Source organism: Dyadobacter sp. CECT 9275 (genome assembly GCF_907164905.1).
Classification (GTDB): Bacteria; Bacteroidota; Bacteroidia; order Cytophagales; family Spirosomataceae; genus Dyadobacter; species Dyadobacter helix.
In genome coordinates, this window is sequence record NZ_CAJRAF010000004.1 from 350,264 (window position 1) to 376,083 (window position 25,820).

Below are 25,820 nucleotides of genomic sequence, written 5' to 3' on the forward strand. Positions count from 1 at the left end.
ATCAACGGCGGAAAATTCGAAACAACTGAATAAATTATGGCCTTACCATCACCAGAAAATTACGGACTTCCCGGTTTCAGCGAGCTGAAAGAATACCGGATTTGGGATACCCACTACCACGGCTATATGACCGGCGGAGACCCGGTTCAGCAGAATGATGAAATGCTTTTTTATGTCAAAAGAATGGGTATCGAACGGGTGGTGTCTGTGGATATAGGAGGTACCCTGGCCAAACCGCTGATCCCGATGCCCTACGATGTTGCCAAACGGTCGTTTCTTGAAAAAAACCGGTCGTTTTTTTCCGGGATTATTCCGATCGACCCGGGTTTTCCCGAAGAAAGTTGCCGAAAAATGGAGGAATGGATTGAAAACGGACCTTGCATAGGTATCAAATATGTGGGCGGCAACCAGCTGGGTGTCACTTGCGACCACCCGAATAATGATATGATTATTGAAAAGGCCGTTTCACTGAAAGCTGTCATTTATATTCATACCTGGATCAAAACCGGTGGGCCCGCAAACGTGATCGGGGGAGATAATCTGCCGGGAGAAAGCGCTCCATGGCATGTGGCCCGGCTGGCAAAACGGTTTCCGCAGGTGAACATGATCTGCGGGCATGCCGGTGGTGACTGGGAACTGGGCGCCCGGGCCATCAGAGCCAACGAAAATGTATACTTCGAATTCAGCGGAGCCGATCCTCAGTCGGGCTCGGTGGACCTGGCGGTAAAAGAACTCGGTACCGACCGCATCGTTTGGGGAGGGCATGGTCCGAGCCGTTCCTACTCCACCGAACTCGCCAAAATACTGGATGCCGATCTTAAGTTCGAAGAGCGGAAAAAGTTGTTCGGAGGCAATTATCGCCGACTCGCCAAAAACATATTCGAGAAAAAAGGATGGGCCCTTAAGCTCTGAACAATATCCCAATTGTGAAGCACTGGATTTAATCAATCAAAACTTATGGAAGAAACCAATGACTTAAACCGCCGGAAGTTTTTCGGAAAACTCGGCGCGGGAACCCTGGCTATGATGGCGGCCAATACCATACCAGCCTACAGCATCCACTCCTCACTGGATAAAGGCAAACTGGCCGTACTGGGCGGAGAGCCCATACGTAAAAACAAAGCCTGGCCAGCCTGGCCGCAGGTTACCGAAAAAATGTTGAATGCGATGGCAGATACCACCCGCAGCGCCAAATGGAGCCGCATCAGTCTGAAAGACGGAAACGTGGATACATTTGAAAAGGCCTATGCCCAGCTGATCGGCACAAAGTATTGTGTGGGCACGGGATCTGGAACCCAGGCCCTTGCTACCTGCGTGGAAGCACTGGGCATTGAGCCAGGCGATGAGGTAATCACCTCTCCATACACCGACATGGGTACTGTTTCAGCCATCATCACCAGCAGGGCGCTTCCGGTCCTGGCCGACCTGCATGCCGATTCCTACCAGATTGATCCGGAAGATGTTGAAAGAAAAATAACGCCTCATACCAAAGCAATTATCCCGGTATACCTCGGAGGCCTGGCCTGCGACATGGACAGGATCATGGCCATCGCGAAAAAGCATAACCTAAAGGTCATTGAAGATGCCTGCCAGGGGCATCTGGCGGGTTATAAGGGTAAGAAACTGGGAACCATCGGAGATCTGGGATGTTTCAGTTTTCAGGCCAGCAAGGGAATTGCATGCGGAGAGGGCGGCGCGGTGGTAGGCAATGATTTCGATCTGATGGAGCAATGCTTCACGGTACAGAACCATGGAACCGCCCGCAACGGCAAACATGTGACAATAGGCCCCAAATACCGCATGAACGAATTTGAAGGTGCTATTCTGATGGCTCAGCTGGACGGTGTGCGCGAAAGATTCGAGCTGCGGAATGCCAATGCCGATTATCTGAATGCAAAGCTGAAAGATTTTCCTGGACTCGTTCCGCAGCGAAGGTATGAAGGAACGGAAAACGGTGGATTATACATTTATGCCCTTGCCTATCACAAAGAACATTTTAACAACGCAGACCGAAGTAAGTTTCTGAAAGCTATACAGGCAGAAGGTATTGGTTTCACAGGTTACATTCCTAACGGCCTGCACCGGGAGCCCTGGGTGGACCACCTGACAGGCCTCCGCTCCTACAAAAAGATGTATTCAACTGCAAGACTTAAAACATTTAAGGAGCAGATGGTATTGCCGCAGTGTGACATAGCCAGTTCGCGTATGGTATCTCTCTGGGCATCGGGACCGTTGCTGGGAAGCAGGCAGGACATGGATAACATTATCGATGCCATCATGAAGGTATATGACCATCGTGATAAGTTGAGCGAGATTTAGATGAATAGCATACAGAAAACCAGCAAGCTGCAACAGAAACCACTCTGCCCGACTTGCTGGTTTTTTATTTGGCTTTCACCTGCCATTCAGGCCCTCTTACTTTAAAAAGCGGATAATGTGAGCCGGTGTATCCGAAGTGCTTTCCCCTGGAATAATCTGCTGCTTTTCCACTACTCCGGCATACTGTTTCTGCACCTCCTCCTGACTCAGGGTAACCCCTTCGCCAGATACCGGCCCGATCACCAGCAGCGACTGGGCCTTTTGTACGCCGGCAAGTTGCGGCAGGTCATAATGCTGCAACACACCAGCCGGTGCTGTTGGAAGAAATTTAGTTCTGTATTCGGGCTTTTCAAAAAGCGACTCAAACGAGACAAGCGGGCCAATCAGGATTTTTTTGTAGAACAAATCGGTACTGATAACCGTTGCCTGCAATGCATCCGCTCCAAGTACACCGGTTGCAATGAGTGATAAGGTTTGTTTATTGTTTATCTTGCTTCTGATAAAATCACCGAGCCGTTTGATCTCCTCCATACGCAGCGCCACCAAGCTCTTATCGGCCAGTATGCCTAGGTACCACAAATTAAGGGCAACCCTTTCAATCTGCGCGTCTCCGCCAGGCAGCGCCGCGTTGACCAGCTCACCAATACCCGCCAGATCGGGAAGAATGACTTCGTGACCTTCGGTCACCAGCTTGTCGGCCAGTCCGCCAATGGCTGCCGCCTCCTGTTTTCCCTTTTCATCCAGCAGCAAAACAGCACCCAGAGACGGCCTCCTCGGTTTCATCCACAAAATCGGGAGATAATGATCGCCTGTGCTTTTTATCATGTACTTCTCGATATCATATCCTTCCCGGACAACCCTTCCCGAAAAAATAACCTCCGGCACAGCTGCAGGGGACTTGTATTGATTGATTTGGATGACCTTTTTCTGAAGAGCCTCAAGGGAAACTTCTCCCTTCTTACGGTGTAAGACACCTGCTGTTTGTTTCGCAATCAGGGTATAAAGGTTCTCTCCTTTCAGGGAGGCATACACATTCCCTCCGGGAGTAACATGCAGCTCTTCGTCAGTAAACAATTTCACATCTTCTTCCTGCGCATTGCCTGGCTGGTTCAGGTATTTCTGGAAGAACGCATAGCTGGCTTCCCGGTTTTTTTTGGTAGAAGCATGAGGTGCATCATCTTCCACCATCTGAATATTTTGCTTACTGCCCAACGCCGCATAAGCCCGGGATACCTCCCTGTAGACCTCACGCGCACCTTCGATCGGGAACATATCGTTAGTAGTAGTCACCATTAAAGCCGGTTTGGGGGCTCTTACTTCCAGCAAGTCCGCATGGTCATATCCCCTGGCTATGCCGTGAAAGAAAACCTGCTCTGCGTCCTGCGGGCCCTGGGAGCGGAGCAGTTTATCAAACGTGGTCAGGTAACATTCAGGCGCTGCGGCCAGGATCCGATCATCCATTGCCGCAATGTAGGCTGACTGCGTGCCACCGCCTGACCTTCCGGCAATTCCAATACGGGTGGGATCAATATCGTTTCGGCTGATCAGATAGTCCACCGCCCTGATACCGTCCCAAATAAAATAATTGGCGGGTGACAATCCCGACACAAAAGATAAACTTCCCGGATAAGAATGCTCATGCGTAGGGCCAAAACGCGGCTTACCATCCGATTTCAGGTACTGAATACGCTCTCCCTGCCCAATAGGGTCGAAGGCCAGTACCGCAAAACCCTTTTTAGCGTAATTGATCATGATCCGCTGATAAGCCTCTGCTCTGAACCCGTTGGGACTATGGCCGCTGCAGTATACGATCGCCGGTAATTTCCCCGCTGGATGAGCGGGCATAAACAGCGCCGCCGTTACATAATATCCGGGCCTGGATTCAAAATAAAGTTTCTCCACCCGGACACCGTCCCGCTCAATGGTACCGGTCTTAACAGGATTCAACGGTGTTTTTTCGGGGAAAGCACCTGCCAGTCCTTTCAAAACACCCGCTATTTTCTTTTGGCGCTGGGTCCATTCTGCCCTGCTTTTCAGTTGAGAAACCGCGGCACTCCTTTCCCCCAGTTGCTCTGAGGTACGGGACATAAGCTGACTGTAGAGTACATGCGGCTGCGACTTATGAAATTTCCAATAATTGAGCACCGTCAGATCCTCCTGCGCAAACACTGGCACCATCCCTACCACAGCGAGGAGCGATAATACTATTTTTTTCATACGATGTTAAAGGTTTAGGACAAAAATGGCCGCCTGTTTACAAATGTTTTCAGGCAGCCCCAAACTTCGGTTAAATTGAGCTGTTTATCAATAACCAGGGTTTTGTTTTAGCAAAGGATTTTTGTCAATTTCCGATTGCGGTATGGGTACCAGGTAATTCTTATCATAGAAATTTCTGATGTTAAATACGGAAGTGGTATAGGTTTTAGAACCATCAGCAGCTCTGATGATAGTCATTTTCATGGCATCTTCATTCAGTTTTACCGGTGCAATTTTCCAGCGCCTTACATCAAACCACCGATGCTCTTCAAACGCCAGTTCTATACGACGCTCGTTCTGAATTCTGAGTAGTAATTCGTTTCCACTTTCAGTAACCGGAGGCATTTTCACGCTTTCCCTTTTGCGGATCATATTGACGTATTCGCGACTTACCGCTTCATTTCCAAGATGGTACATTGCCTCGGCATAATTCAGCAATACCTCGGCATACCTTATAAATATCCAGGGCGAGTTACCCTGATTGACATCACTGGGATTGATAATGGTTTCATCCATGAATTTTCGCAGGTAGTATCCCGTCAGTGTTGCATTCCAGCCAGACAGGGCCCCCTCATTGCTATCCTTACCGCCTGGAAGGAAGGTCTCCACCGGCCTGCCCTGAAACGGAGCTCCGTCGTAGAGGATACTGGCGTAAAATCGGGGATCACGGTTAATGTACGGTTTCTGCGGATCATAGGCAGGGTCGTCCTTGGGAAGCTTACCGCTGGTAAGTTCGTAGTCGTTCACGATGTTGTGCAAGGGGTGCGTCTGCCCGAAGCCACCGTATCCATTAGGATACTGGCTAAGCTCAACGCGCACGGCTTGCGGATCTACCGAATAGTCGAATCCCCGGGACCAGATCACCTCCTGGTTATAGGAGTTCTTCTTCAGGAACAGCTCTTTATAGTCAGGAAATAAACTATACTGATTTAAATCAATCACGGCCTTTGCCGCATTTGCCGCATCCTGCCATTTTTTAGTGTCATTTGCAGGGTTATTGAGTGGGCTGGCCATGTACAAAAGGGCTCTTGCTTTGATGGCCAGCGCTGCACCTTTAGTAATTCTGCCCATATTGGCTGCGTCATATTTAAGTGGCAGCAGACCAGCAGATTCATCCAGTTCCTTCACCACAAAGGCCATACACTCGTCGTAGGTATTACGGGGTACATTGAAATCGTCAGTCAATGCAAATGATTGTGTGATTAGTGGTACTCCTCCAAAAAAGGCAACCAGCTTAAAGTAGGCGTGGGCTCGCAAAAACTTCATCTCCCCTACCATCCTTGACTTGATCGCCGCATCGACCGGAGCCTGATCAATACGGGCAAAAAAGATATTGCAATTCGTAATCACCGACCAGTAATTAAAGCCTGTTGCACCGGTCCATGAATCCAGCACCCCCAGTGACGACGGCGTTATGTTGCCAAGATTAATGAAGTTTCCTCCATCCCCCCGCTGGTAAGACTCGTCCGAAACGCCTGCAAGCCGCTGATGTGACGACGCGGAAAAACCGATAGGCATTAATCTGTACGTATTGCTTACAAATGCGTTGATCAGGTCCTTGTCCACCCATACCGCGTCATCCGAAAAACGGTCGAGGGGGGTCTTGTCAAGAGCATCATTACATGCCCACAGCTGCAAACAAACAACGAGGAAAAATAGCCTTAAAATTGATATAAACCTTTTCATTTTGTTTCTATTGTTAAGAATTTGGTCCATGAGTTGTCATTTCAAAAGGTTAGGTTAAATCCGGCATTAAAAATTTTGCTCTGAGGGTAATATCCACCGGTCTGGTTGCTGTTTTCCGGATCGTATATTTTCAATTTATCTATCGTGAACAAATTATTGCCGTTAACGAAAAGCCGTACTGAATTGATCCTGAGCTTTGCCAGGAGTTCGGCAGGAATTGAGTAACCCAGCTCCAGGGTTTTAAGCCGGACAAACGAGGTATTCATTAGCCAGAAATCGGATAACTGTCCGTTCACCTCACCTCCGGCACCGGCCTCTATGGTGGGAAGCGTCGGATATTTGGAATCCATACTACCCGGCGTATAACGGTTAACGATAAACTCCTCTAGTGCATTCATCGCAATCCGCGCGTTCTGATGGTAGTACTGCCATGACCTGCTCTGGCCCGCAAAATTGGCCCAGAGAGAAAAGTTTTTGTATTCCACCGAAGCGTTAAGCCCGAAGGTAAGCTCCGGAATATTGGTTTTATCCATCCTGATCATGTCTGCCGCATCGATCACCTTATCTCCGTTCACGTCCTGATATTGCAGGTCCCCCACCTTTGTTCCCGCAAACCTGGGGTTATTGTCGACCTGTTCCTGGGTTCTGAAGATACCCAGTGCATGGTAATATCGCGTGGCTCCGATCACATGCCCCTCCGCCTTTTGCCATTCGGGTATATTACTGGCTTCGCTGATATCTATGATCCTGTTTCTGGCGTAACCCAGATTTCCCGCAATACTATACCGCACCTGCCCGACGGTATTACTTGTTGTCAGCTGCAGATCAATTCCCTGGTTTTCTACCACACCTATGTTTTCGTTAGGAAGTTTAAGCCCTGTATAAACTGGCACCGCCAGCGAGCGGGTAGCAAGGATATTGGAACGGCGCTGTTTGAAAAAATCCACAGAGAAACCCAACAATCCCTTCCAGAAACTGCCGTCCACCCCCACGTTCGTACTGGTAGCCACTTCCCAGGTGATGTTGGGATTGGGCGTAACGCCCGTGGTGAGCCCCTGTGAAAAACTGGAAGGCCATCCGAAATGGTATCCCTGATTACCCAGTGAATACAACGCAAGATGCTGGAAGGCATCCACGGCGTCGTTCCCCATCTTTCCGTAGGAAGCTCTTATTTTCAGGTCATCCACGTTCCGACGGTTTTTCAGGAAATCTTCCTGGGAAAGCCTCCATGCAACTGATACGCCTGGGAAAAAGCCATACCGTTTGCCTTTCGGAAAGATAGCGGAGCCGTCATACCGGAAATTGAAATCCAAAAGATACCTGTCTTTGAATCCATAATTGACCCTGCCGAAAAAATTACGCCTGCCGGTTTCTGAGCGCGTACCGCTGGTCGACTGGTCCACCAGGCTGCCGGCAAACAACTCGTCAATCGAATTGGAAATATAATTCCTTCTGAACGCCGAAAAAGCACTGTTATTCCCCTCCTGCTGTTCAAAGGCTACAAACGTATTGACATGGTGGTTACCCAGTTGCCTGTCGTATTTGACCCGGAGATTAACAAGAGTATTGTAAGCGTTGGTAAACTGTTGTGTAAGCTGAGGCTTAAGAATTCCGCCTCCGAGCTTCGGGATATATGTATTATTGGCCTTATCATAGTCGTAGACCGTCCAGGGAGTCTGCCAGTTTTTGGATGTAATCACATCATTACCGTACGCAAAGTACCCGTCGAGCCCAAGGCCATTAATGGCTGCTATGTTGATATCAAAAGTACCCTTTGCCAAAAACCGCTGCGACCTGTTATTGGTGTTACCCGTAGCATCGGTTCCCATGACAGCCGGATTCTCTCCGTTTTCGATACCTGAGGAGGGTAGGCCATTAGGATAATATACTGGCACAAAAGGTACCTGCCACAGCCGCTGAAAAGTAGTAGTAGTACTAAAAGAAGGGTAATTTCCATTGTCAAGCCCCCCGTTTACGTCAAGTCCTATTTTAACATTCTTCGTAATGTTCGCGTCAATATTGGAGCGTATGGTATAAGTTTTAAAATTAAGGCTGCCATTTTTGAATATACCTCCTTCATTGGAATAAGACCCAGAAACTGAAAACCGCAGCGCATCGGTCCCTCCACGTATGTTGAGATTATGGCGGCTTTGTGTGGTGACTTTCTTTAAAACCTCGCCGAACCAGTCAGTATTTGGGTAATTCAGTGGGTCACTTCCGTCTGCAAACTTCCTGATCTCGTCATCCGTATAACGGATGCCCTGTCCGGCCTTCACCTGTAACTCATTCACGTACCCTGCAAATTGAGCAGAATTGGCCATTTTAGGTAAACGCGTGGGATTAACAAAACCTTGATTGAATGTATAATCTATCACGGGCTTGCCCACTTTCCCTCTTTTAGTGGTGATCAGGATTACACCGTTCGCAGCCCTGGCACCATAAATCGCAGCAGATGCATCCTTCAGTACCGAAATGGAAGCAATGTCGTTGGGATTAATACGCTGCCAACCTGAGGCATCCTGAATACCATCCACCACAATGAGTGGGTTGGTATTGCCAGTAGTGCTTTTACCTCTGATCAGGATGGCAGAATCATCTCTGCCGGGCTCACCTGTACGGTTGGTGGTAACAACACCCGGTATCATTCCCGTCAGGGCGTTGCTCAGGTTGACCACCGGACTTTTTTTCACCTCCTCACTGGAAATACCTGCCACAGCGCCCGTCAGGGTTGCTTTCCGTTGTGCGCCATACCCGACTACAACTACTTCTTCCAGTGATTTTGCATCCACCGCCAGTGACACTTCGACGTTTGTTCTGTTACCTACGGCAATTTCCTTGCTAACGTACCCCACAAACGAAAGCACAAGCACAGCATTTTCATCCGGAATGTGGAGTGTAAATGCACCGTCCGCATTGGTGGTTGTCCCCTGCTGCGTTCCTTTCAGGAGCACACTCACCCCCGGCAAATTTTCGCCCTTTTCGTCCGTTACCTTCCCCGTCAGGCTTCTGTCGGCAGAATGAATTATGTGGCGGGAAGATTCCTCAGCATGGGATTCCGTTCGGACCGCCTCCGTTCTTTTCTTTAAAATAATCTGCTTACCAATTACTTCATATCGCAGCTGCAACGGCACTGTCATTTTATCCAGTATCGTGGAAAGAGGCTCATCACTCGCAACCAGGCTGACCTTTTGCGAGAAAGGGAGCGTACGCGGGCGGTAAGCAAACTTAATGTGCGCCTGCCGCTCAATGCTCGTGAGAACTTTGCGCAGTTCCTGGTTTTCCATGTTGAGTGTGATCCTGCGGGAAAGAAGTTCCTGCGCTGAAACTTCGCGGGCCATAGACACTCCTGTCAGCATCAATACCAGAAAAACCTGCTGGAGCGAAAATGTCATAAGGCGGATTAAAATGGGGTTTAGAAATAGTCGTTTTTTCATTGAATTTAGGTGTTTTGTGACTTTAAAAGCAAAAAGCAACTTTCTTCGCCGGCAAAACCAGCGAAACGATACTGAACGGAAAGCAGAGAGGGAGTTTACATCAGCGATGCAGAAATTCACTGACTTTTAAGGAAAAGGTAAATTTTTATCAGGTGATTAAGTCATAATAATACTGTTCAGCGTGAAAAATCATTCTTATCATTGGCATCCGTTTCCATATATAATTACCTGCGCATCAATAAGTTTATAATTGAGATCAAGCACCCTGCATATTACTTCAAGCTTTTGAAAAAGGTCTTCATCGTCGAGGTCAATCGTAACAGTACAATTCCGCAGGAGCTCCTCATCAAAGATAACCTCTACTCCATACAGCTTTTCCAACGCTTCAAAAACCCGCCCGGCTGGTGCATCTTCAAATACAAACCGAGCCTGAGCCGACGACTGGTGAATCTGCATTTCCGGTTTTTCAACAAGTGTTTTACTCAAAGTGGATGTTTCTCGCAGGTAAACCGCCTTTTGGTTGGGCATGAGTACAATACCACGTGTTTCAGGATCCCGGTTGCTCTTTTCCGGCGACCGGGCTGAGTAAACAGATACCCGCCCTGTTTTGACGGCAACCGTAACCTCCGGCTCATGGTCCCTGGCCTGTATGCTGAAGCTGGTACCTAACACCTTTGTCACCAATCCATTGGCATAAACCAGGAAAGGCCTTTTGGGATTTTTCGTAACCTCAAAAAACGCTTCACCGGTCAGGTAAACCTCTCGCCGGTCCCCGTCAAATTGTTTCGGGTAACGAAGCTTGCTTGCAGAACCCAACCGTACCCGGCTCCCGTCTGGCAGCAGTAAGGCATGTTCATCATTTCGGCCACTCACGGTCTCGACCCACGCGCCCGAATCCGATAACACCGCCCCGGCAGGGGCATCATCTCCCAGCAAGCCCCTGGATAACCATGTCCATCCGATCCCCAGCACCAGGAGTATGGACGCAGCAACCGTCCAGATGATCCTTCTGCTGCCACGTCCGTCCAGCAAACTTGGGCCTGAGACCGTGGCCTCCACCCGTGACCATATCCTGGAAAGTTGTTCGGAGGGTACCAGCACAGGATCCAGGCCACTTAGCCCCAGCACCAGCTGTCTTCCTTCCTCAATATGATAGTAACGTTCGGGATAATCCCTAAGGAAAGAATTCCAGAATGCGTCCGATTCTTCATCGGGTGAACACACCCACTCTTTAAAATAATCATCAGCGGCCAAATCTTCAGCCTCAAATTGATAGTAATCCATGCTAATTTTAACTATTTAATGGATGCTCTGACATGAACCCGGACATAATACCAGAACCTGTCATAATCTGCAATGCGCAATTTTCTTAAGTAAACAATGTGGCTACCTCCAAGGGCTGCGCTGCCAAAGAGGAACCGCCCATCCAAAGGACTGCAAACACCAGGTGCACCGTTTCACGAAGTACTTTTAAAGCTGAATAAATAAACTTACAGGCCGACTGGTAATTGATACCCATGATACGGGCAACCTCCTCGTTGCTGAAATGATTGCGAAACCTAAGGTCAATTGCCTGTTGCTGCCTGGGACTCAATCGGCCATAACTTTTATGTAAACGCCTCAATAACAGCTCCTTTCTCTCCTTTTCAATGAGATCATTCTCAATTACATAATTATCAGGCCTCGCGTGTACGTTGTCTATATTTGTAAAGCCAAAAAAAACGTCTTTCCGCTGAGCGTGGTTAATCTTGTTGCGAAGGGAGCGAAAAAGGTAGAATTTAATTGAATCGGTTTCGCTCAGGTTACTTCGGCTTTGCCACAGCTCGATGAAAAGATCATGGATACTGTCTTCAATCAGGCGTACGTCTGAGGTTACCTTGCTGCCATAGCTGATCAGGTCTTTGGCATAAAGCTGGTAGATCTGCTGAAAAGCAAACCGTTCGCCCCTACGAAAGGCATTCCATAATTCGGGAATTGATAAATCCGGCATTTCCTGGTAAAGACAGTTAATCGGTTAAGATTCTAATATCAGAAAGCGTTGTACCCTCTCTGCAACCGGGACTACAATGACTGGCGACCAAAGAATTTCCCCCCGATACCCCTTCGTGCTGACCCCTTTCTTTGACTAATGGTAAAAAACCGAAATTTTAATCCTATTTTTTTCAAAAATTTAAAATAATAATAATCCACTGAAAAAACAGGGTACAAAACAGGCTAGGGTGGCAACCAGTGAAGGGCAACTGCTACCAAGTGCCGATACGATAGGATTTGACTATTACCTCTTTGGTATTTGATGAAAACGGCGCCATCTTCCAGAAAAGTGATTACTATCCTTTTGAGCTGGAGATTGACAGGAATAATCCGGTAACAACGCAGGCGAGCAGGAACAATACCAGTTTTTTGGCTAATTCGAGTCACTGTGGGTTTTTTGGCCCTCCATCGCCTCGAGTTTATCTAAGTGGGGCCTGCCCCGTTTGGCGTAGTCTCCAGACTACGTCAAAGCGTCTCCGGTCTCAAGACCGGCCAAGCGTATACCCCAAATATGATGAACCGTAAATGTCAGTTTACATTCCATCATTTGATATTATCCACTGACTGGCCATTCATGCGGTAGTTTTTTATTTACTGTTTCTTTAACACAGTAAAACCTGTCCCCCCTCATCCCCATGGCCACGCTCATCAAAAGCCGCGTTACTTCTATTGATTTGTTAAAGGGTATCGTAATGGTGATGATGGCGCTTGACCATACCCGCGATTACTTTTACCAATCCAGTACCCTTTCAGGTGTTACCGACCCTGCACATGCCACCTGGGCAGTATATCTTACGCGCTGGGTTACTCATCTCTGTGCACCCACCTTCAGTTTTCTGGCGGGGATATCGGCCTACCTGTCGGGCAAAAGAAAAACCAAAGCTGAGCTTTCCGGCTTTCTTGTAAAACGCGGGCTCTGGCTTGTTTTGATGGAACTGACCATCATCAACTATGCCTGGTATCTGAACGTATGGTACAACAACATCGACCTGGCAGTGATCTGGGTTTTAGGCATCAGCATGTTATTCCTGGCGGGTTTTGTTTACCTTCCCAGAAACGTCATTTTACTTATTTCCTGTGTTTTGATCTTTGGGCATAACCTGCTGGACAACGTCCACTTTGAGAGGAGCCTGGGGTGGAGCATACTGCACGAATTTTCCTCCTTTCAAATCTCAGATACCCGCACCATCAACGTAGTATACCCTATCCTACCCTGGATCGCAGTGATGGCACTGGGTTACTGTTTTGGTCGCCTTTATGATCAGGATATACAAAGCGACTCCAGAAAAAAGCTGTTCAGCAGCCTGGGACTTGCGGCGGTCACCCTGTTTGTTTTCATCCGATGGGCCAATTCGTATGGCGACCCGGCACCCTGGGTCCGGTTTGAAACCACAGGCCAGACGCTCATGTCGTTTTTCAATGTTACCAAGTACCCTCCGTCACTTTTATATCTGCTTGTTACGCTATCCTGTGCGTTTCTGTTTATGGCCAATTCCGAAAAATGGAGCGGAAAGGCCGTTGATTTCTTCATTGTGTTTGGCCGGGTACCTTTCTTTTACTATATCCTGCACCTTTATACCATTCGGTTGCTTTCTATGGTGGTGGCAGGACTTACCGGCCATGGCTGGGATCTGATGGTCCAAACCACATTCGACGTTGACCTGAAAACTTTTGGGTTTAATCTCGGAGTCGTTTACCTGATCTGGATCGGAATCATCCTGGCGCTCTATCCTGTCTGTAAAAAATTTGATCGTTACAAGCAATCGCACAGGGAAAAGTGGTGGCTGAGTTACCTCTGAGAAACCCTTCGTTTTATCTTAAAGCCATTCCGTTTAGCTGGTAGCTAATTGCCACCCGCTAATCAGCCATGTATACCAGATAGCGGAAAAGACACCAACAAATCTCATAAATTGTGGTTAAATGGTTGATAAAACTTACTTTATGAAAGATATGCATATACTCTCGAACAAGATGAAAATTTCCATTCTACCTTCCATAGCCGAGGCCAGCATATACCACCAAACAGCGTGAGATAGAAGTCAGGTATAGGCAGAAAAGACTGATGATTAAAATGATAAGTACATAGGGTATACTGATGTAAACAACAACCACTAAGTGAAAAAAACGTATCAATATCTGTCCCTTTCGCTTCTTCTCTGTGCAGGAATGTATGGCTGCCTGAAACCGGAAAGCCCGAAAAACAATAAAACATCGCTGGAAGATCTGGCAGCCAATGAGGAGGTAGCCGGTTACCTGAAATCATTTCAGGGCAGAGGTGCACTGACGGATGGCTCTTCTCCTACCCCCGCAACACAGTCTGTTACAAAATTCCGCTATCCTGATGACCTCAGTCTGGAACTTGTCCTGTCCGAACCACAGATCACCCAGCCCGTTGATATCAGTTTTGACCACCGGGGAAGGTTATGGGTGGTGCAGTATAACCAGTATCCCTTTCCAAAGGGGGTGAAGGTTACCGGGGTGGATAATCACCTGCGGTTCAATTTCGACAAAGTACCCCTGCCGCCACCGGATGGAGCTAAAGGAGCCGATAAAATCACGATGTTTGAAGATACCGATGGAGACGGGCGTTTTGATAAATCAACAGACGTAATAACGGGCCTGAATATCACCACAAGTGTCGCCCTGGGCCGTGGGAAGATATGGGTACTGAGTCCGCCCTATCTGCTGGCCTATCCTGACCCTGACGGTGACGGCCTTCCCAACGGCAAACCCAGTGTTCACCTGGAAGGATTTGGCCTTCAGGATACGCACGCCGTGGCCAACAGCCTTTGCTGGGGGCCCGACGGCTGGCTTTATGGCGGGCAGGGAAGTACCGCGCTGGCGAACATTAATTCGTCAGTTTCTAAAAATGTAGCCTTTAAGGGGCAGGCAATATGGAGATATCACCCTGAAAGCCAGATATTTGAAATATATGCAGAAGGAGGAGGAAATACCTTCAATATAGAAATGGACAGCAAGGGACGCGTCTATTCAGGCAACAACAACGATGACAGGGGGCCCAACTTTAAACAAGGCGCTTATTATCCCAAAAGCCTTGGCAAACACGGCCCTCATACCAACCCTTATGTTTTCGGGAACCTCGAAAACATGGCCCTGACGGGCGAACCCAAAAGGTTTACCCATGCCCTTATCAAATATGAAGGAGGTGCCCTGCCGACCCGGTATCAAGAAAAAATGATCGCCATCAATCCGCTTTTGAGATATGTGCAGATGGTAGATTTTGTACCGACAGGTTCCACCTTTGCAAATATTGACCGGGAGAAAATCCTGGAAACCGAGGATAAATGGTTCCGCCCGGTGGCTATCAAAGCTGGCCCGGATGGTGCAGTTTATATTTCCGACTGGTATGACAGCCGCCTCTCCCATGTAGACCCCAGAGACACCTGGGATAAGATGTCCGGCCGGATCTATAAAATCCGGTCCGGGAACAAACCTGCTGTTACCCCGGGATTTGATCTGTCAAAATATTCAAATGATGAACTGATCAAACTATTGTCCCATTCCAACAAATGGTACCGCCAGCAGGCACTCAGGCAGTTTGCCGACCGCAAGGACCGCTCTGTTGTTTCCAGATTACTGCCTTTACTTCAGTCAGGTGAGGCCCAGACAGCCCTTGAGGCGCTGTGGGCAATCCATTTGAGCGGCGGCCTTACAGACAACCTCCTGCTCTCAACACTGAAACACAAAGATCCGTTTGTCCGCCTCTGGGCCGTTAAACTATCCGGTGATCAAAAAAAGGTATCTCCAGCCGTATCTGAAGGGCTGCGCCAGCTTGCTACTTCGGAATCGCATCCGGAGGTGCGCAGCCAGCTTGCCTGTACTGCTAAACGGCTTCCGGCACAGGATGCGCTTCCCATTGTTAAAAACCTGGTCATCTACCATGACGACGCGGCCGATCCTGACATGCCCCTTTTGCTATGGTGGGCCATAGAATCCAAGGCCGCAACGGACCACCAGCTGATACTTGATTTTTTTAAGGATCAAAAAGTATGGGATCAAAAAACTGTGAAAGAGGCTTTGTTAAAACGGATCATGCAACGGTATGTAATGGCGGGCGAACCGGCTGATTTCGCTGCCTGCACCCGTTTGCTGGAAATGGCACCTTCCAAAGAGCACGCCGGTCTGCTACTTACCGGCCTGGAAGAAGGATTACGGGGCAGAAAGATAACCGACCTCCCAGCCGACCTGGTTCGCACCCTGCAGCCCTATCTGGCAGAATCCAGCGGGGGATCTCTCGCGTTTGAAGTACGTCAGGGAAAACAAGAGGCAGTGGACCAAGCCCTGAAAATCATTGCAAACCCTGCCGAAAGTCTGTCTGCCCGTTTGACCTACATCCGTCTCATGGGTGAGCTCAACCAGCCCGGTGCTGTGCCAGTCTTTTTATCGGTAGTTCTTTCCGGTAAATCCACAGGGGCCATTCAGCAGGCGGCTTTGCAATCGCTTCAGCGTTACGACCAGCCCGGGATAGGCGTAAAAATAGCCAGTGCCTACCCCGATCAGCTCCGGGCTGATCCGGACGTGCGTCTTGCAGCCCTTTCTTTATTTGCCAGCAGACCTTCCTGGGCACATCAGATGATGAATGACATTGTGGCGACCAAGAAAATTCACAAGGAAGATGTTCCCGATCAGATCGTTCGCAGGTTGCTGCTGCTGAATGAAAAAGGAATTCAGGCGGATGTCGAAAAGCTGTGGCCACAGGTAAAATTATCGTCGTCGGCAGAAATCAATGAACAGATTGTCAAAGCGGAAAAAGCACTCCAATCGGGTACTGGAACGGTAGCGCATGGAAAGGTAGTTTTCACAAATCTGTGCAGCAGTTGTCACAAGCTCTATAACGAAGGAGGTAATATCGGTCCTGACCTGACCGGCTATGACCGCGGTAACATCAAAGAACTCTTGCTGAATATTGCCGATCCCAACGCTTTCATTCGGGAGGGTTATGTGAATTACCACCTCGTCACTACGGACGGCAGGACCATTACCGGGAATATCCTCAGCCAGAACAACCGTTCCGTCACGATCAAGCCTTTTGGAGAAGACCCGTTATCCATTGGAGTTGAACAGATTAAGGAAATGACGCCTCAAAAAACTTCGGTTATGCCCGAAAGATTGCTGGAAGGTATTTCCGATCAGCAACTAAGAGATCTGTTCACCTTTATTACACAGCAAAAAAAGGAGTGAATCTCTATGGCCGGATTCACTCCCTGGCTACCTTGACCAGGTATTTTGGATGCTCTGCCAATTGGTGCGACGGCGGAAAAGCTCCGCCCTCACGCTACAAATTTTGATTGCTTAACCGCTCTTCTCTTCTCCGTTCAAGCCAGCCGCTGTAAAGCAGCCTTTTGTCTACAACCGGCTTGGGAAAAAAAAGGCTGGCCAGGTATCCCACTACAACGACGATCAGGTGGCTGTATACGCCCAGCATAAGTTTGTGATGGGTAAAATTCAGAGCACCCATATCCACCAGCAGCCGTTCTTGTCCAGAAATATTAAATGGAGTGGATGTCAGCACGGCATAGGCCGTAAAAAGAATACACACCAGGATCGCGATGGTGATACCCTGATTGTTCGCCCGCGCACTCAGCAGCCCCAGCAGGAATATCCCCACAATACCTCCCGAAAAAATGGCGTATAAAGTAAAAACAATGCCCAGTACCCCTTCGTCACCTGCATCGAGGTATAACATCGCAATACAAATGGCAATCAGCCCTGAGATAACGACAATGATTTTGGAGGCAAGCAGGTACTGTCTGTCTGTTTGCCCGGGACGCAGCTTTTTGAAATAATCCTCCACCCCCACCGCAGCAAGGGAATTCAGGTCGGCACTGAGGCTGCATATCGCTGCGGAAATCATGGCAGACAAGATCAAGCCCACTACGCCTGTTGGCAGTTGTGTCATAATAAAATAGGGAAAAACGGCATCCGCCCGCAGTCCGTCAGGAAGCGGATGCTGCTTGTAAAAAACAAAAAGCGCTGTACCTATCAACATAAACAACGTCCAGACAGGGACAGTTAACAGGATACCCAACAAAGAGGCGTGAATGGCCGACCGGTCCGTTTTGGCGGTCAGATACCGCTGCACGACGGTTTGATCTGTAGCGTATTTTTGTATGGCATAAAATGCCCCGTTGATGGCCATTACCATAAACGTAAGTTTGGTAAGATCCCACTCATAAGGCCCGAAACCAGTACGCCCGTTCTCCGAAGCTACTTTCCACACCTCCATCGGACCACCCTCTACCGAAAATAGTAATACGCTGATGCAAATGATCCCGCTTGCAAAAAGCATAAATCCCTGGAAAACATCCAGCCAGATCACCGCTTCGATTCCCCCGAGCAGGTTAATCAGGATGATGATGAAACCAACCACAAGAATGATGGTGACTGTATTAATATTGGTCATTTTTTCCAGTGAAACGGCCAGTAGAAAAAAACAGTCCCCATGCCCGAGAACTGCCTCAGTACAAACGCCAGTGAACTGTAATACCTCGCAAATGAACCGAACCGTCTTTCAAAATACTCATAGGTACTCAGGTTAATGACCTTTCTGAAAAGCGGAACGATAAACCAGATCACCACTAGTAATACGATGGGTACCATCAGCCCCTGCACCAGCAAGATCCAGTTGGACGAGTACCCCGTGCCCGGATAAGCCAGAAACGTTACACTGCTGATGAGGGTGGCCAGCAGCGAAATCCCCAGTGCCCAGGAAGGTATCTTTCCTTTGGCGAGAAAATAATTCTGGGTGGTTTTCTGGCTTTTGGCAAACACAAGGCCAAATACCAGACTTCCCGTTAAAAATACCAGAATGATCAGATAATCTACGACATGCAGAACTGAACTCATTAATAAAAAAGGATTAAGGGTTTAGGAAGTAAACTTTAAGTGGTTTAGGAAAAGTCGCGGAGCAGGGCCAGGTAGCTAGTGGCTACGCTGCCTTTATTCCGCCATGCAAATATGTAAACGTTTACATATTAATCCTAGCTTTTAATATTAAATGATAAAAAAATATGATATTTCCAGGTTCAGGATAATATATAAAGGAATATCAGCAGCCAAAAAAGTATTAAAATATTGATTATAAAACAGTTAAAAACAAATTACGTCATATCGAAGCTGGTACAAACAGAAGCGTATGCATGTATAACATTTCGATACCAGACATGAATACCATCATGCGAAGCCCGTCAAGGCTTAAAATAGTAGTATAAATAGCAGAAAAAATGCGATTTAATTTTTTATTCGCACAAATTGACCTAATATTGCTGCAATCGTTTACAATACATTTACGTGTATGGCCATTCCCAAAGGAGTCAGTTTAAAGGAAGTCGCGGATAAAGCCGGGGTCTCCACTGCTACCGTGTCGAGAGTGATCAATTCGAAAACTGTTGTAAAGGGGGAAACAGAATTGCGCGTACAAAAAGTGATCAAGCAGCTTGGCTACCGGCCCAACCGTGTAGCACAGCGGCTGAGGACGACCAACGGTGCCAGTAAGCTCATTGGCTTGCTGATACCCGATATCCAGAATCCGTTTTATGTGGACGTCATTCGGGGTATTGAGCAGTATGCCTATGCAAGAAATTTCGCTATCGTGATCGGGAACTTCTCCCAAAACGAAGAGAGGCAGAAATTTTACATTGATATACTCAAGTCCGAATCAGTGGATGCATTTATTGTGGCACCATTCCCGGGAATGAACGACTACGTAAAAGAGCTGGTAGAAGAAGGGTATGCCGTGGTCTGTATTGACAGGGGGCTTTCCAATATGGATCTGGACGTGGTGAAGGTTGATAATTACCAGGGTGCTTTCGACGCAGTGGAACATCTGGTGAAAGTTGGACACAGGCGCATCGGTTTTATATCTGGTAATATGCAGATTCCCACCACACTAGAGCGCGTATCAGGATATGAAGCTGCCCTGACCAAAAACGGGATAGCGATAGACAGGGAGATCATTGTGGGAAGGAATTCGGACCATACAAGTGGTGTGGAACTGACCGCACAGCTGCTGGACCTACCGCATCCGCCGACGGCTATTTTTACATCCAATAACCTGCTTACCCTAGGGGCATTGGAAACCATTCATTCCAGAGGGCTGAAGATACCCGAAGAAATAGCCATCCTGGGATTTGATGATATGTACTGGTCCACGTCGCTGAACCCACCCCTGACAGCCGTGCGGCAGTCGGGCTTTGAAATCGGAAGAATTACGATAGATCTGCTATACCAGCGCATCATGGAACCTGCCCGCCCCTATGTCAGCATCGTCCTTAAAACCGAACTGATGGTCAGAACGTCCTGTGGTCATAAATCCGGAAAAATGAAAAGCACTATCTGACAACTATTTTTTTATATAAAAATGTAAACGATTACATTGCTTACAACCATTGTTAAAATTGAATAAAACGGCGTGAAAAACATTCAGATATATAATCCGGGAAAGGTGGTGTTCGGGCCAGGCAGCTTCGATCAGTTCATTGCCGATTTCCCGAAACTTCCCTTCAAAAAACTGTACCTGATCACCATCTCCCCTGTGGCAGCACTGATTCAAACCAGGCTTACCACACTGGAAAAGGCGGGTATCTCTATTCTTACAAATACTTCCGTCATAGATGAGCCTGGTTTTCAAGACTTTGAAAGACTTTTGCAAGAAGCTGAAAATTTTGGGGCAGACAGCGTAGCCGGTATAGGCGGAGGCAGTGTAATGGATACTGCAAAACTTGTGGCGGCCAAACTTCACAATCAACACACCATCGGAGATATTCTGCTCAATGGCTTTTCAAAAAAAAGGACCCCCTATCTGGCATGTATTCCTACCACGTCAGGTACTGGAAGTGAGGTATCCCCCAATGCTATTTTTATCAATGCGGAAGGAACCAAAGTAGGGGTGATCAGCCCGGAACTCGTACCTGATGCCGCCTACGTAGACCCGGCTCTAACACTCGGTGTACCACCTTTAGTTACCGCCGCAACCGGAATAGACGCTCTGGCCCATTGCATAGAAGCATACACCAACAAATTTGCACACCCGATGATGGACCTCCTTGCCCTGGAAGGTGTGAGGCTGATCGGCAGATTTCTTCACAAGGCATATCTGAACGGTAACGACCTTGAAGCACGTACTCAAATAGCCCTTGGAAGTATGTACGGAGGCGTGTGCCTGGGTCCAGTCAATACTGCTGCCGTGCATGCACTTGCCTATCCGCTGAGCAAAGAATTTCACATCCCACATGGCCTTTCGATAGCACTGCTTCTGCCTTATGTGATGGAATTTAATATCCCCTCCTCCACCGACCGGTATGCGGACATTGCAATTGCACTGGGAGCGGAAGATCGGGGCGACAAGGAAGATATTGCCAGGGCAGGGATTGAGCTGATCAAAACCCTCCTCAGAAGTTGCGGGTTACCATCCGGTCTCGGCGAGCTTAATATCCCCTTTGAAGCCGTGGAAACCATGGCGGCCAGCGCGGTTCAGATCCAACGCTTGTTAAAAAATAATCCCCGGGAAATAAATGCTGACGACGCTGAGAGAATATATTCCGAAGCCTTCAACCGAGTAAAATCATGAATGCAATAAAAAAATACAGCGGCGTTGTAGTACCGATGGTCACACCGGTGGATAACTCTTACAGAATTGACCGCTCTGCAACGCCCATCCTGGTAGACCATCTCATTAGCAACGGAGCGCATCCTTTTATTTTGGGAACCACCGGAGAATCTGCCTCCGTTTCCCGGTCTGAGAAACTCGCACTGGTGAAAGCAACAATCAATGCCTCAGCAGGTAAGGGAACAATTTACGCAGGTATTTCGGGAAATTCACTGTATGACTCTCTCGAAGATGCCCGCCAGTATCATGACCTGGGTATCGGGGTTTTTGTGGCCACCATGCCCAGTTATTACCCCGCCGATCCCGACCAGATGGAACGCTATTTTACCCAGCTGGCCGATGCCCTTCCGACGCCTCTCATTATCTATAACATCCCGGCCACTACCCACTTATCCATCCCTCTAAGCTTGGTAGACCGGCTGAGCCAGCACCCCAATATTGTGGGCTTTAAGGATTCAGAAAGAAGTATGGAAAGACTGGAAACGTCGGTATCATTATGGAAAGAACGGACTGATTTTTCATATCTGTCGGGATGGGCGGCCATGTCACACAAAGCCATCGAACTTGGAGCGGACGGAATCATTCCAAGTACCGGGAACCTCACACCGCATCTCTATCAGGTCATTTACACATCCGGCGGAGGACATGAAGGCTGGCTGGCGCAGGAAAAGGCAGACAGGATTTCTGAATTATACCAAAAAGACAGGACATTGAGCAGAGCGCTTCCTGTATTAAAAACCATGATGGCCGCATACGGGCTTTGCCAACCAGAAATGCTCCCGCCAATGTACCCTTTAACCAGAGACGAACAACGAACCGTCCAAAGCCAGACCTTATCTCTTTTCGGAGATTTGAACCAAATAAACAGCATGAATTAAATGAATGATCAAAGACCCGTTTTAGGGATCACCATGGGTGACCCTGCGAGCATAGGCCCCGAGGTAGCCGTGAAGGCACTGGCCAGAGAAGAGATTTATACCATCTGCAGGCCATTGATCGTGGGAGATGCAAAAGTGATTGCGGACGCGATCCGTTTCTGTGGGCTGGATATTAAAGTAAACGCCGTTAAGTCGGTTGAGAAAGCGGTATTCCTTTTCGGGCAAATCGACGTGTACGACCTGAACAACGTAAAGCTCGAAACATTAAAAAAAGGCGAGATGTCTGCCGCGGCAGGCGATGTGGCGTTTAAGACCGTGGTCGAAACCATCAGACTTGCCATGGGAGGACAGGTTGACGGAACGGTGACCGGGCCGATCAACAAGGAATCCATACAAATGGCGGGGCATCGTTTTTCGGGCCATACGGAGATCTACGCCCATTATACGGACACAAAGAAATATGCCATGCTGCTGGTGGAGAATGACCTGAGGGTTATCCATGTTTCTACGCACGTGTCGTTAAGAGAAGCCTGCGACCTCGTCAAAAAGGACCGGATACTGGATACCATTGAACTCATGCATGGCGCCTGCCGCCGGTTAGGCATTGCCAGCCCTAAAATTGCAGTAGCCGGTTTAAATCCGCATGCCAGTGACGGAGGCCTGTTTGGCTGGGAAGAAAAAAACGAAATCATTCCTGCCATAGAAGAGGCTCTCAGCCGGGGTTATCAAGTAGAAGGCCCTATCCCTGCCGACACCCTGTTTCCTAAAGCAATCGGTGGCAGTTACGATGGCTGCGTAGTGATGTATCATGACCAGGGACATATTCCTTTTAAAATGGTAGGCTTTTCCTGGGACAGTGAAACGAAGAAAATGAACAGCGTCAAGGGAGTCAATATGACCCTGGGACTGCCTATTATCCGGACTTCCGTGGACCACGGGACGGCCATGGAAATTGCGGGAAAGGGCATTGCAAGCCCCGACGCCATGATCCTGGCGATTGAGTATGCCGTCAGGCTTTTTAAGAATAAGGTTTAAATATACTAAACGGAATGATAGCAGTTATTGCAGATGATTTTACGGGTGCGGCGGAAATTGGCGGTGTGGGTATCCGCCATGGGTTCAGTGTTGTCATAGAAACGAAGGTCGACAAAAACATATCAGCCGATATTCTCATCATTGCAACGGATACACGTTCTCAGACGCCCGAAAAAGCCGCAGATGTAACACAAAAAATCACTTCCGAACTGCTTGCACTGCACCCTGATTTTATCTACAAAAAAATAGATTCGATCTTAAGAGGTAATGTAGGGGCAGAATTAACAGCCCAGCTCATAACCTCCGGGAAACAAAAGGCAATGCTTGTCCCTGCCAATCCGCAATTAAACAGGACCATACGGGACGGTATCTATTATTACAACGGTATCCCGCTCAATGAATTCAGCTTTACCAACGGGACATCAAACGCACGAACTTCTTCCCGAGTACTTGATCTTTTGGGAGAAGCAGTCCGGCCTTTCACGTCCGTAGTATCCATAGGCGACGCTTTACCGGAGAAGGGGCTCATCATAGGCAATACATCCGATACCGATGATCTTGACAACTGGGTCAGAAAAATTGATTCCCAAACGATTCCGGCGGGAGGATCCAGTTTTTTTGACGCCATTTTAAGAGCACATCCAAAACAGACTGCAAACCAGAAGATATCACCGCTCCGGTTAGGCCCAAAAATGATGTACATATGTGGCAGTGCATTCGATAACAGCAGAATGTTGGTACAAAAGGCTCGGCAGGCAGGGCACGCCGTTGCTTATATGCCTGAAAATCTGCTTACAGATGACGGGCCAGATCACAGTTTGTTTGCCCGATGGAAAAACGAGATTTGTGACGGCCTGCAAAAAACTGGAAAGGTTATTGTCGCTATTGATAAAATCACCGGCGTACAGGAAAACGTTTCGTGTAAAATAAGACAGGCAGTTGCGACAGCAGTACAAAGCGTAATGAACGAAGCTGAGATCGACGAACTGATCATTGAAGGAGGAGCTACCGCATATGCTGTTACGCAAAAACTGGGATATACCCGGTTATATCCGGTCAATGAGTTGGGCCCTGGATCCATACGGATGAAAGTCAGAGAAAATGCAAATATTTTTTTAACCTTAAAACCAGGTAGTTACACTTGGCCGGATGTTATCTGGCCCTATTAGAACCAGCAGTCAGAGATTCCAATCAAACAACCCTTAGTTATACCAAACCAATAAAATGAAAGCAAACGGAGAAGAAACGGTTTCACCGGGAGTTACCCGGAGGGATTTTATCAGAACGACTGGCGTCGGCATCATCGGCGCGCCTTACATCGCAAAAAGTGCATGGACGCGGACGGCTCCCAGTGATATGATCCGTCACGCGGTAATCGGGACGGGAGGCATGGGTCGCAACCATACCAAAACCTTCGGAAATATCAAAGGATGCGACCTGGTGGCAGTTTGCGACGTTGATCCCCAGCAGCTGGAAAAAGCAGTAAAAGATCTGCCCAATGGTGATAAGATAAAAAAGTATGCCGATTTCAGACAGCTCCTGACAGACAAAACAATCGATTCGGTCTCGATTGCCTCGCCGGATCACTGGCACACGCCTATGGCGCTGTATGCCCTGATGGCCGGCAAACACGTATATGTGGAAAAACCGTGCAGCCATAACATCCGCGAAACCAACCTGCTAGTGAAAGCGTCCAAGGCTTTCAACAAATGTGTGCAACACGGTACGCAGCGACGCAGCAACGGAGCACATATAGAGGGGATGAAGCAGTTACGTAATGGTATCATTGGTAAAGTACATACCATTAAAGCCATTGATCACCAGCACCGCGAGGCCATCGGTCGCGCTGCGTCGGAGGCTCCTCCCAAAGGAGTGGACTATGACATGTGGCTTGGGGCTGCGCCAAAAGTACCATTTACCAAAAATCGCTGGCACTATACCTGGCGCTGGTTCTGGGATTATGGAAACGGAGATGCCGCAAACGACGGAGTGCATCAGATCGACGTAGCGGTTTGGGCACTGGGAGACCGCTATCCAAAACGTGTGATTTCTTCCGGCGGCCAATATTATTACAACGACGACCACCAGACTCCGGATACCCAGACCACCATTTTTGAATATGACGACACGCAGATCATCTGGGAAATGAGGCTTTGGACACCCTACAACCTCGAAGGCCACGACAACGGAAACGTTGCCTATGGTACTGACGGTAAAATGGAGTTTGGCCGCAGCGGTGTGGTGGTGACGAAAGGAAAAGAACAGATCAAGATAGAATCACCTGTTGAGGTAGAGGCCATAATGCCTAACTTCCTCACGGCAGTGCGGGAAAACAACCCTGCAAAGCTCAATTCACCCATTGAGAGAGGTGCTATTGCTACCAATATGGCTATGCTGGCCAATATTACCACTCGCCTTGGCGCACCTTCCATTACCTACGACCCCATTAAACAAATCGTAAAATGCCCGGGGTTTGACGACAAAGCCAATGCCTTGCTGGGCCGCGAATACCGGAAAGGTTACGAACTTCCCTACAAAGGTTAAACACTCATA

General features: G+C 48.3%; 17 protein-coding genes. 10 read left to right on the forward strand and 7 right to left on the reverse strand.

What is annotated here, in order from left to right; genetic code table 11:
* Window positions 1-36: 36 nt before the first annotated feature.
* Both KOE27_RS27255 and KOE27_RS27260 read left to right on the forward strand, forming a co-directional pair.
* Window positions 37-912 (forward strand): amidohydrolase family protein, encoded by an 876-nt coding sequence (locus KOE27_RS27255; protein WP_215242017.1) that lies wholly within the window; start codon window positions 37-39, stop codon window positions 910-912.
* Window positions 913-957: 45 nt separating this feature from the next.
* Complete coding sequence (locus KOE27_RS27260) at window positions 958-2,319, forward strand: DegT/DnrJ/EryC1/StrS family aminotransferase (RefSeq protein ID WP_229253013.1); 1,362 nt, start codon at window positions 958-960, stop codon at window positions 2,317-2,319.
* Between the two features lie 96 nt (window positions 2,320-2,415).
* Here KOE27_RS27260 and KOE27_RS27265 read toward each other — a convergent pair whose 3' ends face one another.
* The 5 genes from KOE27_RS27265 to KOE27_RS27285 all read right to left on the reverse strand — a co-directional run bounded on the left by KOE27_RS27265 (window position 2,416) and on the right by KOE27_RS27285 (window position 11,685).
* Window positions 2,416-4,536 carry an alpha/beta hydrolase gene (locus tag KOE27_RS27265; protein WP_215242018.1) on the reverse strand — a complete coding sequence of 707 codons (2,121 nt, stop codon included), beginning with the start codon at window positions 4,534-4,536 and terminating at the stop codon, window positions 2,416-2,418.
* Between the two features lie 87 nt (window positions 4,537-4,623).
* Window positions 4,624-6,261 carry a RagB/SusD family nutrient uptake outer membrane protein gene (locus KOE27_RS27270; RefSeq protein ID WP_215242019.1) on the reverse strand — a complete coding sequence of 546 codons (1,638 nt, stop codon included), beginning with the start codon at window positions 6,259-6,261 and terminating at the stop codon, window positions 4,624-4,626.
* Window positions 6,262-6,302: 41 nt separating this feature from the next.
* Window positions 6,303-9,695: a SusC/RagA family TonB-linked outer membrane protein gene (locus KOE27_RS27275; RefSeq protein WP_215242020.1), complete on the reverse strand. Its 3,393-nt coding sequence runs from the start codon at window positions 9,693-9,695 to the stop codon at window positions 6,303-6,305.
* Window positions 9,696-9,893: 198 nt separating this feature from the next.
* Window positions 9,894-10,979, reverse strand: a complete 1,086-nt coding sequence (locus KOE27_RS27280) for a FecR family protein (protein WP_215242021.1) — start codon at window positions 10,977-10,979, stop codon at window positions 9,894-9,896.
* 85 nt (window positions 10,980-11,064) lie between these two features.
* A complete protein-coding gene (locus KOE27_RS27285) occupies window positions 11,065-11,685 on the reverse strand; it encodes an RNA polymerase sigma factor (protein ID WP_215242022.1) in 621 nt (206 codons plus the stop codon).
* Window positions 11,686-12,361: 676 nt separating this feature from the next.
* Here KOE27_RS27285 and KOE27_RS27290 point away from each other — a divergent pair.
* A complete protein-coding gene (locus KOE27_RS27290) occupies window positions 12,362-13,525 on the forward strand; it encodes a DUF1624 domain-containing protein (protein WP_215242023.1) in 1,164 nt (387 codons plus the stop codon).
* Between the two features lie 316 nt (window positions 13,526-13,841).
* Window positions 13,842-16,928 carry a PVC-type heme-binding CxxCH protein gene (locus KOE27_RS27295; RefSeq protein ID WP_215242024.1) on the forward strand — a complete coding sequence of 1,029 codons (3,087 nt, stop codon included), beginning with the start codon at window positions 13,842-13,844 and terminating at the stop codon, window positions 16,926-16,928.
* 94 nt (window positions 16,929-17,022) lie between these two features.
* Here the strand turns inward: KOE27_RS27295 and KOE27_RS27300 are convergent, their stop codons facing one another.
* A complete protein-coding gene (locus KOE27_RS27300) occupies window positions 17,023-18,150 on the reverse strand; it encodes a sodium:solute symporter family transporter (protein WP_255573986.1) in 1,128 nt (375 codons plus the stop codon).
* Window positions 18,147-18,593, reverse strand: a complete 447-nt coding sequence (locus KOE27_RS29930; RefSeq protein ID WP_255573987.1) for a sodium:solute symporter family transporter — start codon at window positions 18,591-18,593, stop codon at window positions 18,147-18,149. Before KOE27_RS29930 ends, KOE27_RS27300 begins: the two co-directional genes overlap by 4 nt.
* Before the next feature lie 448 nt (window positions 18,594-19,041).
* On the opposite strand from KOE27_RS29930, the gene KOE27_RS27305 reads away from it, so the two are divergent.
* From KOE27_RS27305 to KOE27_RS27330, 6 genes are all read left to right on the forward strand, one after another.
* Window positions 19,042-20,085 carry a LacI family DNA-binding transcriptional regulator gene (locus tag KOE27_RS27305; protein WP_215242025.1) on the forward strand — a complete coding sequence of 348 codons (1,044 nt, stop codon included), beginning with the start codon at window positions 19,042-19,044 and terminating at the stop codon, window positions 20,083-20,085.
* 72 nt (window positions 20,086-20,157) lie between these two features.
* Window positions 20,158-21,315 (forward strand): iron-containing alcohol dehydrogenase, encoded by a 1,158-nt coding sequence (locus tag KOE27_RS27310; protein WP_215242026.1) that lies wholly within the window; start codon window positions 20,158-20,160, stop codon window positions 21,313-21,315.
* Window positions 21,312-22,232 (forward strand): dihydrodipicolinate synthase family protein, encoded by a 921-nt coding sequence (locus KOE27_RS27315; protein ID WP_215242027.1) that lies wholly within the window; start codon window positions 21,312-21,314, stop codon window positions 22,230-22,232. The genes KOE27_RS27310 and KOE27_RS27315 overlap by 4 nt, the downstream gene beginning before the upstream one ends.
* The gene (gene pdxA, locus KOE27_RS27320; RefSeq protein ID WP_229253014.1) at window positions 22,233-23,267 is read left to right on the forward strand and encodes a 4-hydroxythreonine-4-phosphate dehydrogenase PdxA; all 1,035 of its coding nucleotides are present in this window, start codon (window positions 22,233-22,235) and stop codon (window positions 23,265-23,267) included.
* Between the two features lie 14 nt (window positions 23,268-23,281).
* A complete protein-coding gene (locus KOE27_RS27325; protein WP_215242028.1) occupies window positions 23,282-24,436 on the forward strand; it encodes a four-carbon acid sugar kinase family protein in 1,155 nt (384 codons plus the stop codon).
* Window positions 24,437-24,491: 55 nt separating this feature from the next.
* A complete protein-coding gene (locus KOE27_RS27330; RefSeq protein WP_215242029.1) occupies window positions 24,492-25,811 on the forward strand; it encodes a Gfo/Idh/MocA family protein in 1,320 nt (439 codons plus the stop codon).
* The last annotated feature ends 9 nt before the right edge of the window (window positions 25,812-25,820 follow it).

Excerpts from the sequence above, each read along its gene's own strand:
- KOE27_RS27255 (WP_215242017.1), top strand. The coding sequence starts at position 37 with ATGGCCTTACCATCACCAGAAAATTACGGACTTCCCGGTTTCAGCGAG.
- KOE27_RS27260 (WP_229253013.1), top strand. The coding sequence starts at position 958 with ATGGAAGAAACCAATGACTTAAACCGCCGGAAGTTTTTCGGAAAACTC.
- KOE27_RS27265 (WP_215242018.1), bottom strand. The coding sequence starts at position 4,536 with ATGAAAAAAATAGTATTATCGCTCCTCGCTGTGGTAGGGATGGTGCCA.
- KOE27_RS27270 (WP_215242019.1), bottom strand. The coding sequence starts at position 6,261 with ATGAAAAGGTTTATATCAATTTTAAGGCTATTTTTCCTCGTTGTTTGT.
- KOE27_RS27275 (WP_215242020.1), bottom strand. The coding sequence starts at position 9,695 with ATGAAAAAACGACTATTTCTAAACCCCATTTTAATCCGCCTTATGACA.
- KOE27_RS27280 (WP_215242021.1), bottom strand. The coding sequence starts at position 10,979 with ATGGATTACTATCAATTTGAGGCTGAAGATTTGGCCGCTGATGATTAT.
- KOE27_RS27285 (WP_215242022.1), bottom strand. The coding sequence starts at position 11,685 with ATGCCGGATTTATCAATTCCCGAATTATGGAATGCCTTTCGTAGGGGC.
- KOE27_RS27290 (WP_215242023.1), top strand. The coding sequence starts at position 12,362 with ATGGCCACGCTCATCAAAAGCCGCGTTACTTCTATTGATTTGTTAAAG.
- KOE27_RS27300 (WP_255573986.1), bottom strand. The coding sequence starts at position 18,150 with ATGACCAATATTAATACAGTCACCATCATTCTTGTGGTTGGTTTCATC.
- KOE27_RS29930 (WP_255573987.1), bottom strand. The coding sequence starts at position 18,593 with ATGAGTTCAGTTCTGCATGTCGTAGATTATCTGATCATTCTGGTATTT.
- KOE27_RS27305 (WP_215242025.1), top strand. The coding sequence starts at position 19,042 with ATGGCCATTCCCAAAGGAGTCAGTTTAAAGGAAGTCGCGGATAAAGCC.
- KOE27_RS27315 (WP_215242027.1), top strand. The coding sequence starts at position 21,312 with ATGAATGCAATAAAAAAATACAGCGGCGTTGTAGTACCGATGGTCACA.
- pdxA (WP_229253014.1), top strand. The coding sequence starts at position 22,233 with ATGAATGATCAAAGACCCGTTTTAGGGATCACCATGGGTGACCCTGCG.
- KOE27_RS27325 (WP_215242028.1), top strand. The coding sequence starts at position 23,282 with ATGATAGCAGTTATTGCAGATGATTTTACGGGTGCGGCGGAAATTGGC.
- KOE27_RS27330 (WP_215242029.1), top strand. The coding sequence starts at position 24,492 with ATGAAAGCAAACGGAGAAGAAACGGTTTCACCGGGAGTTACCCGGAGG.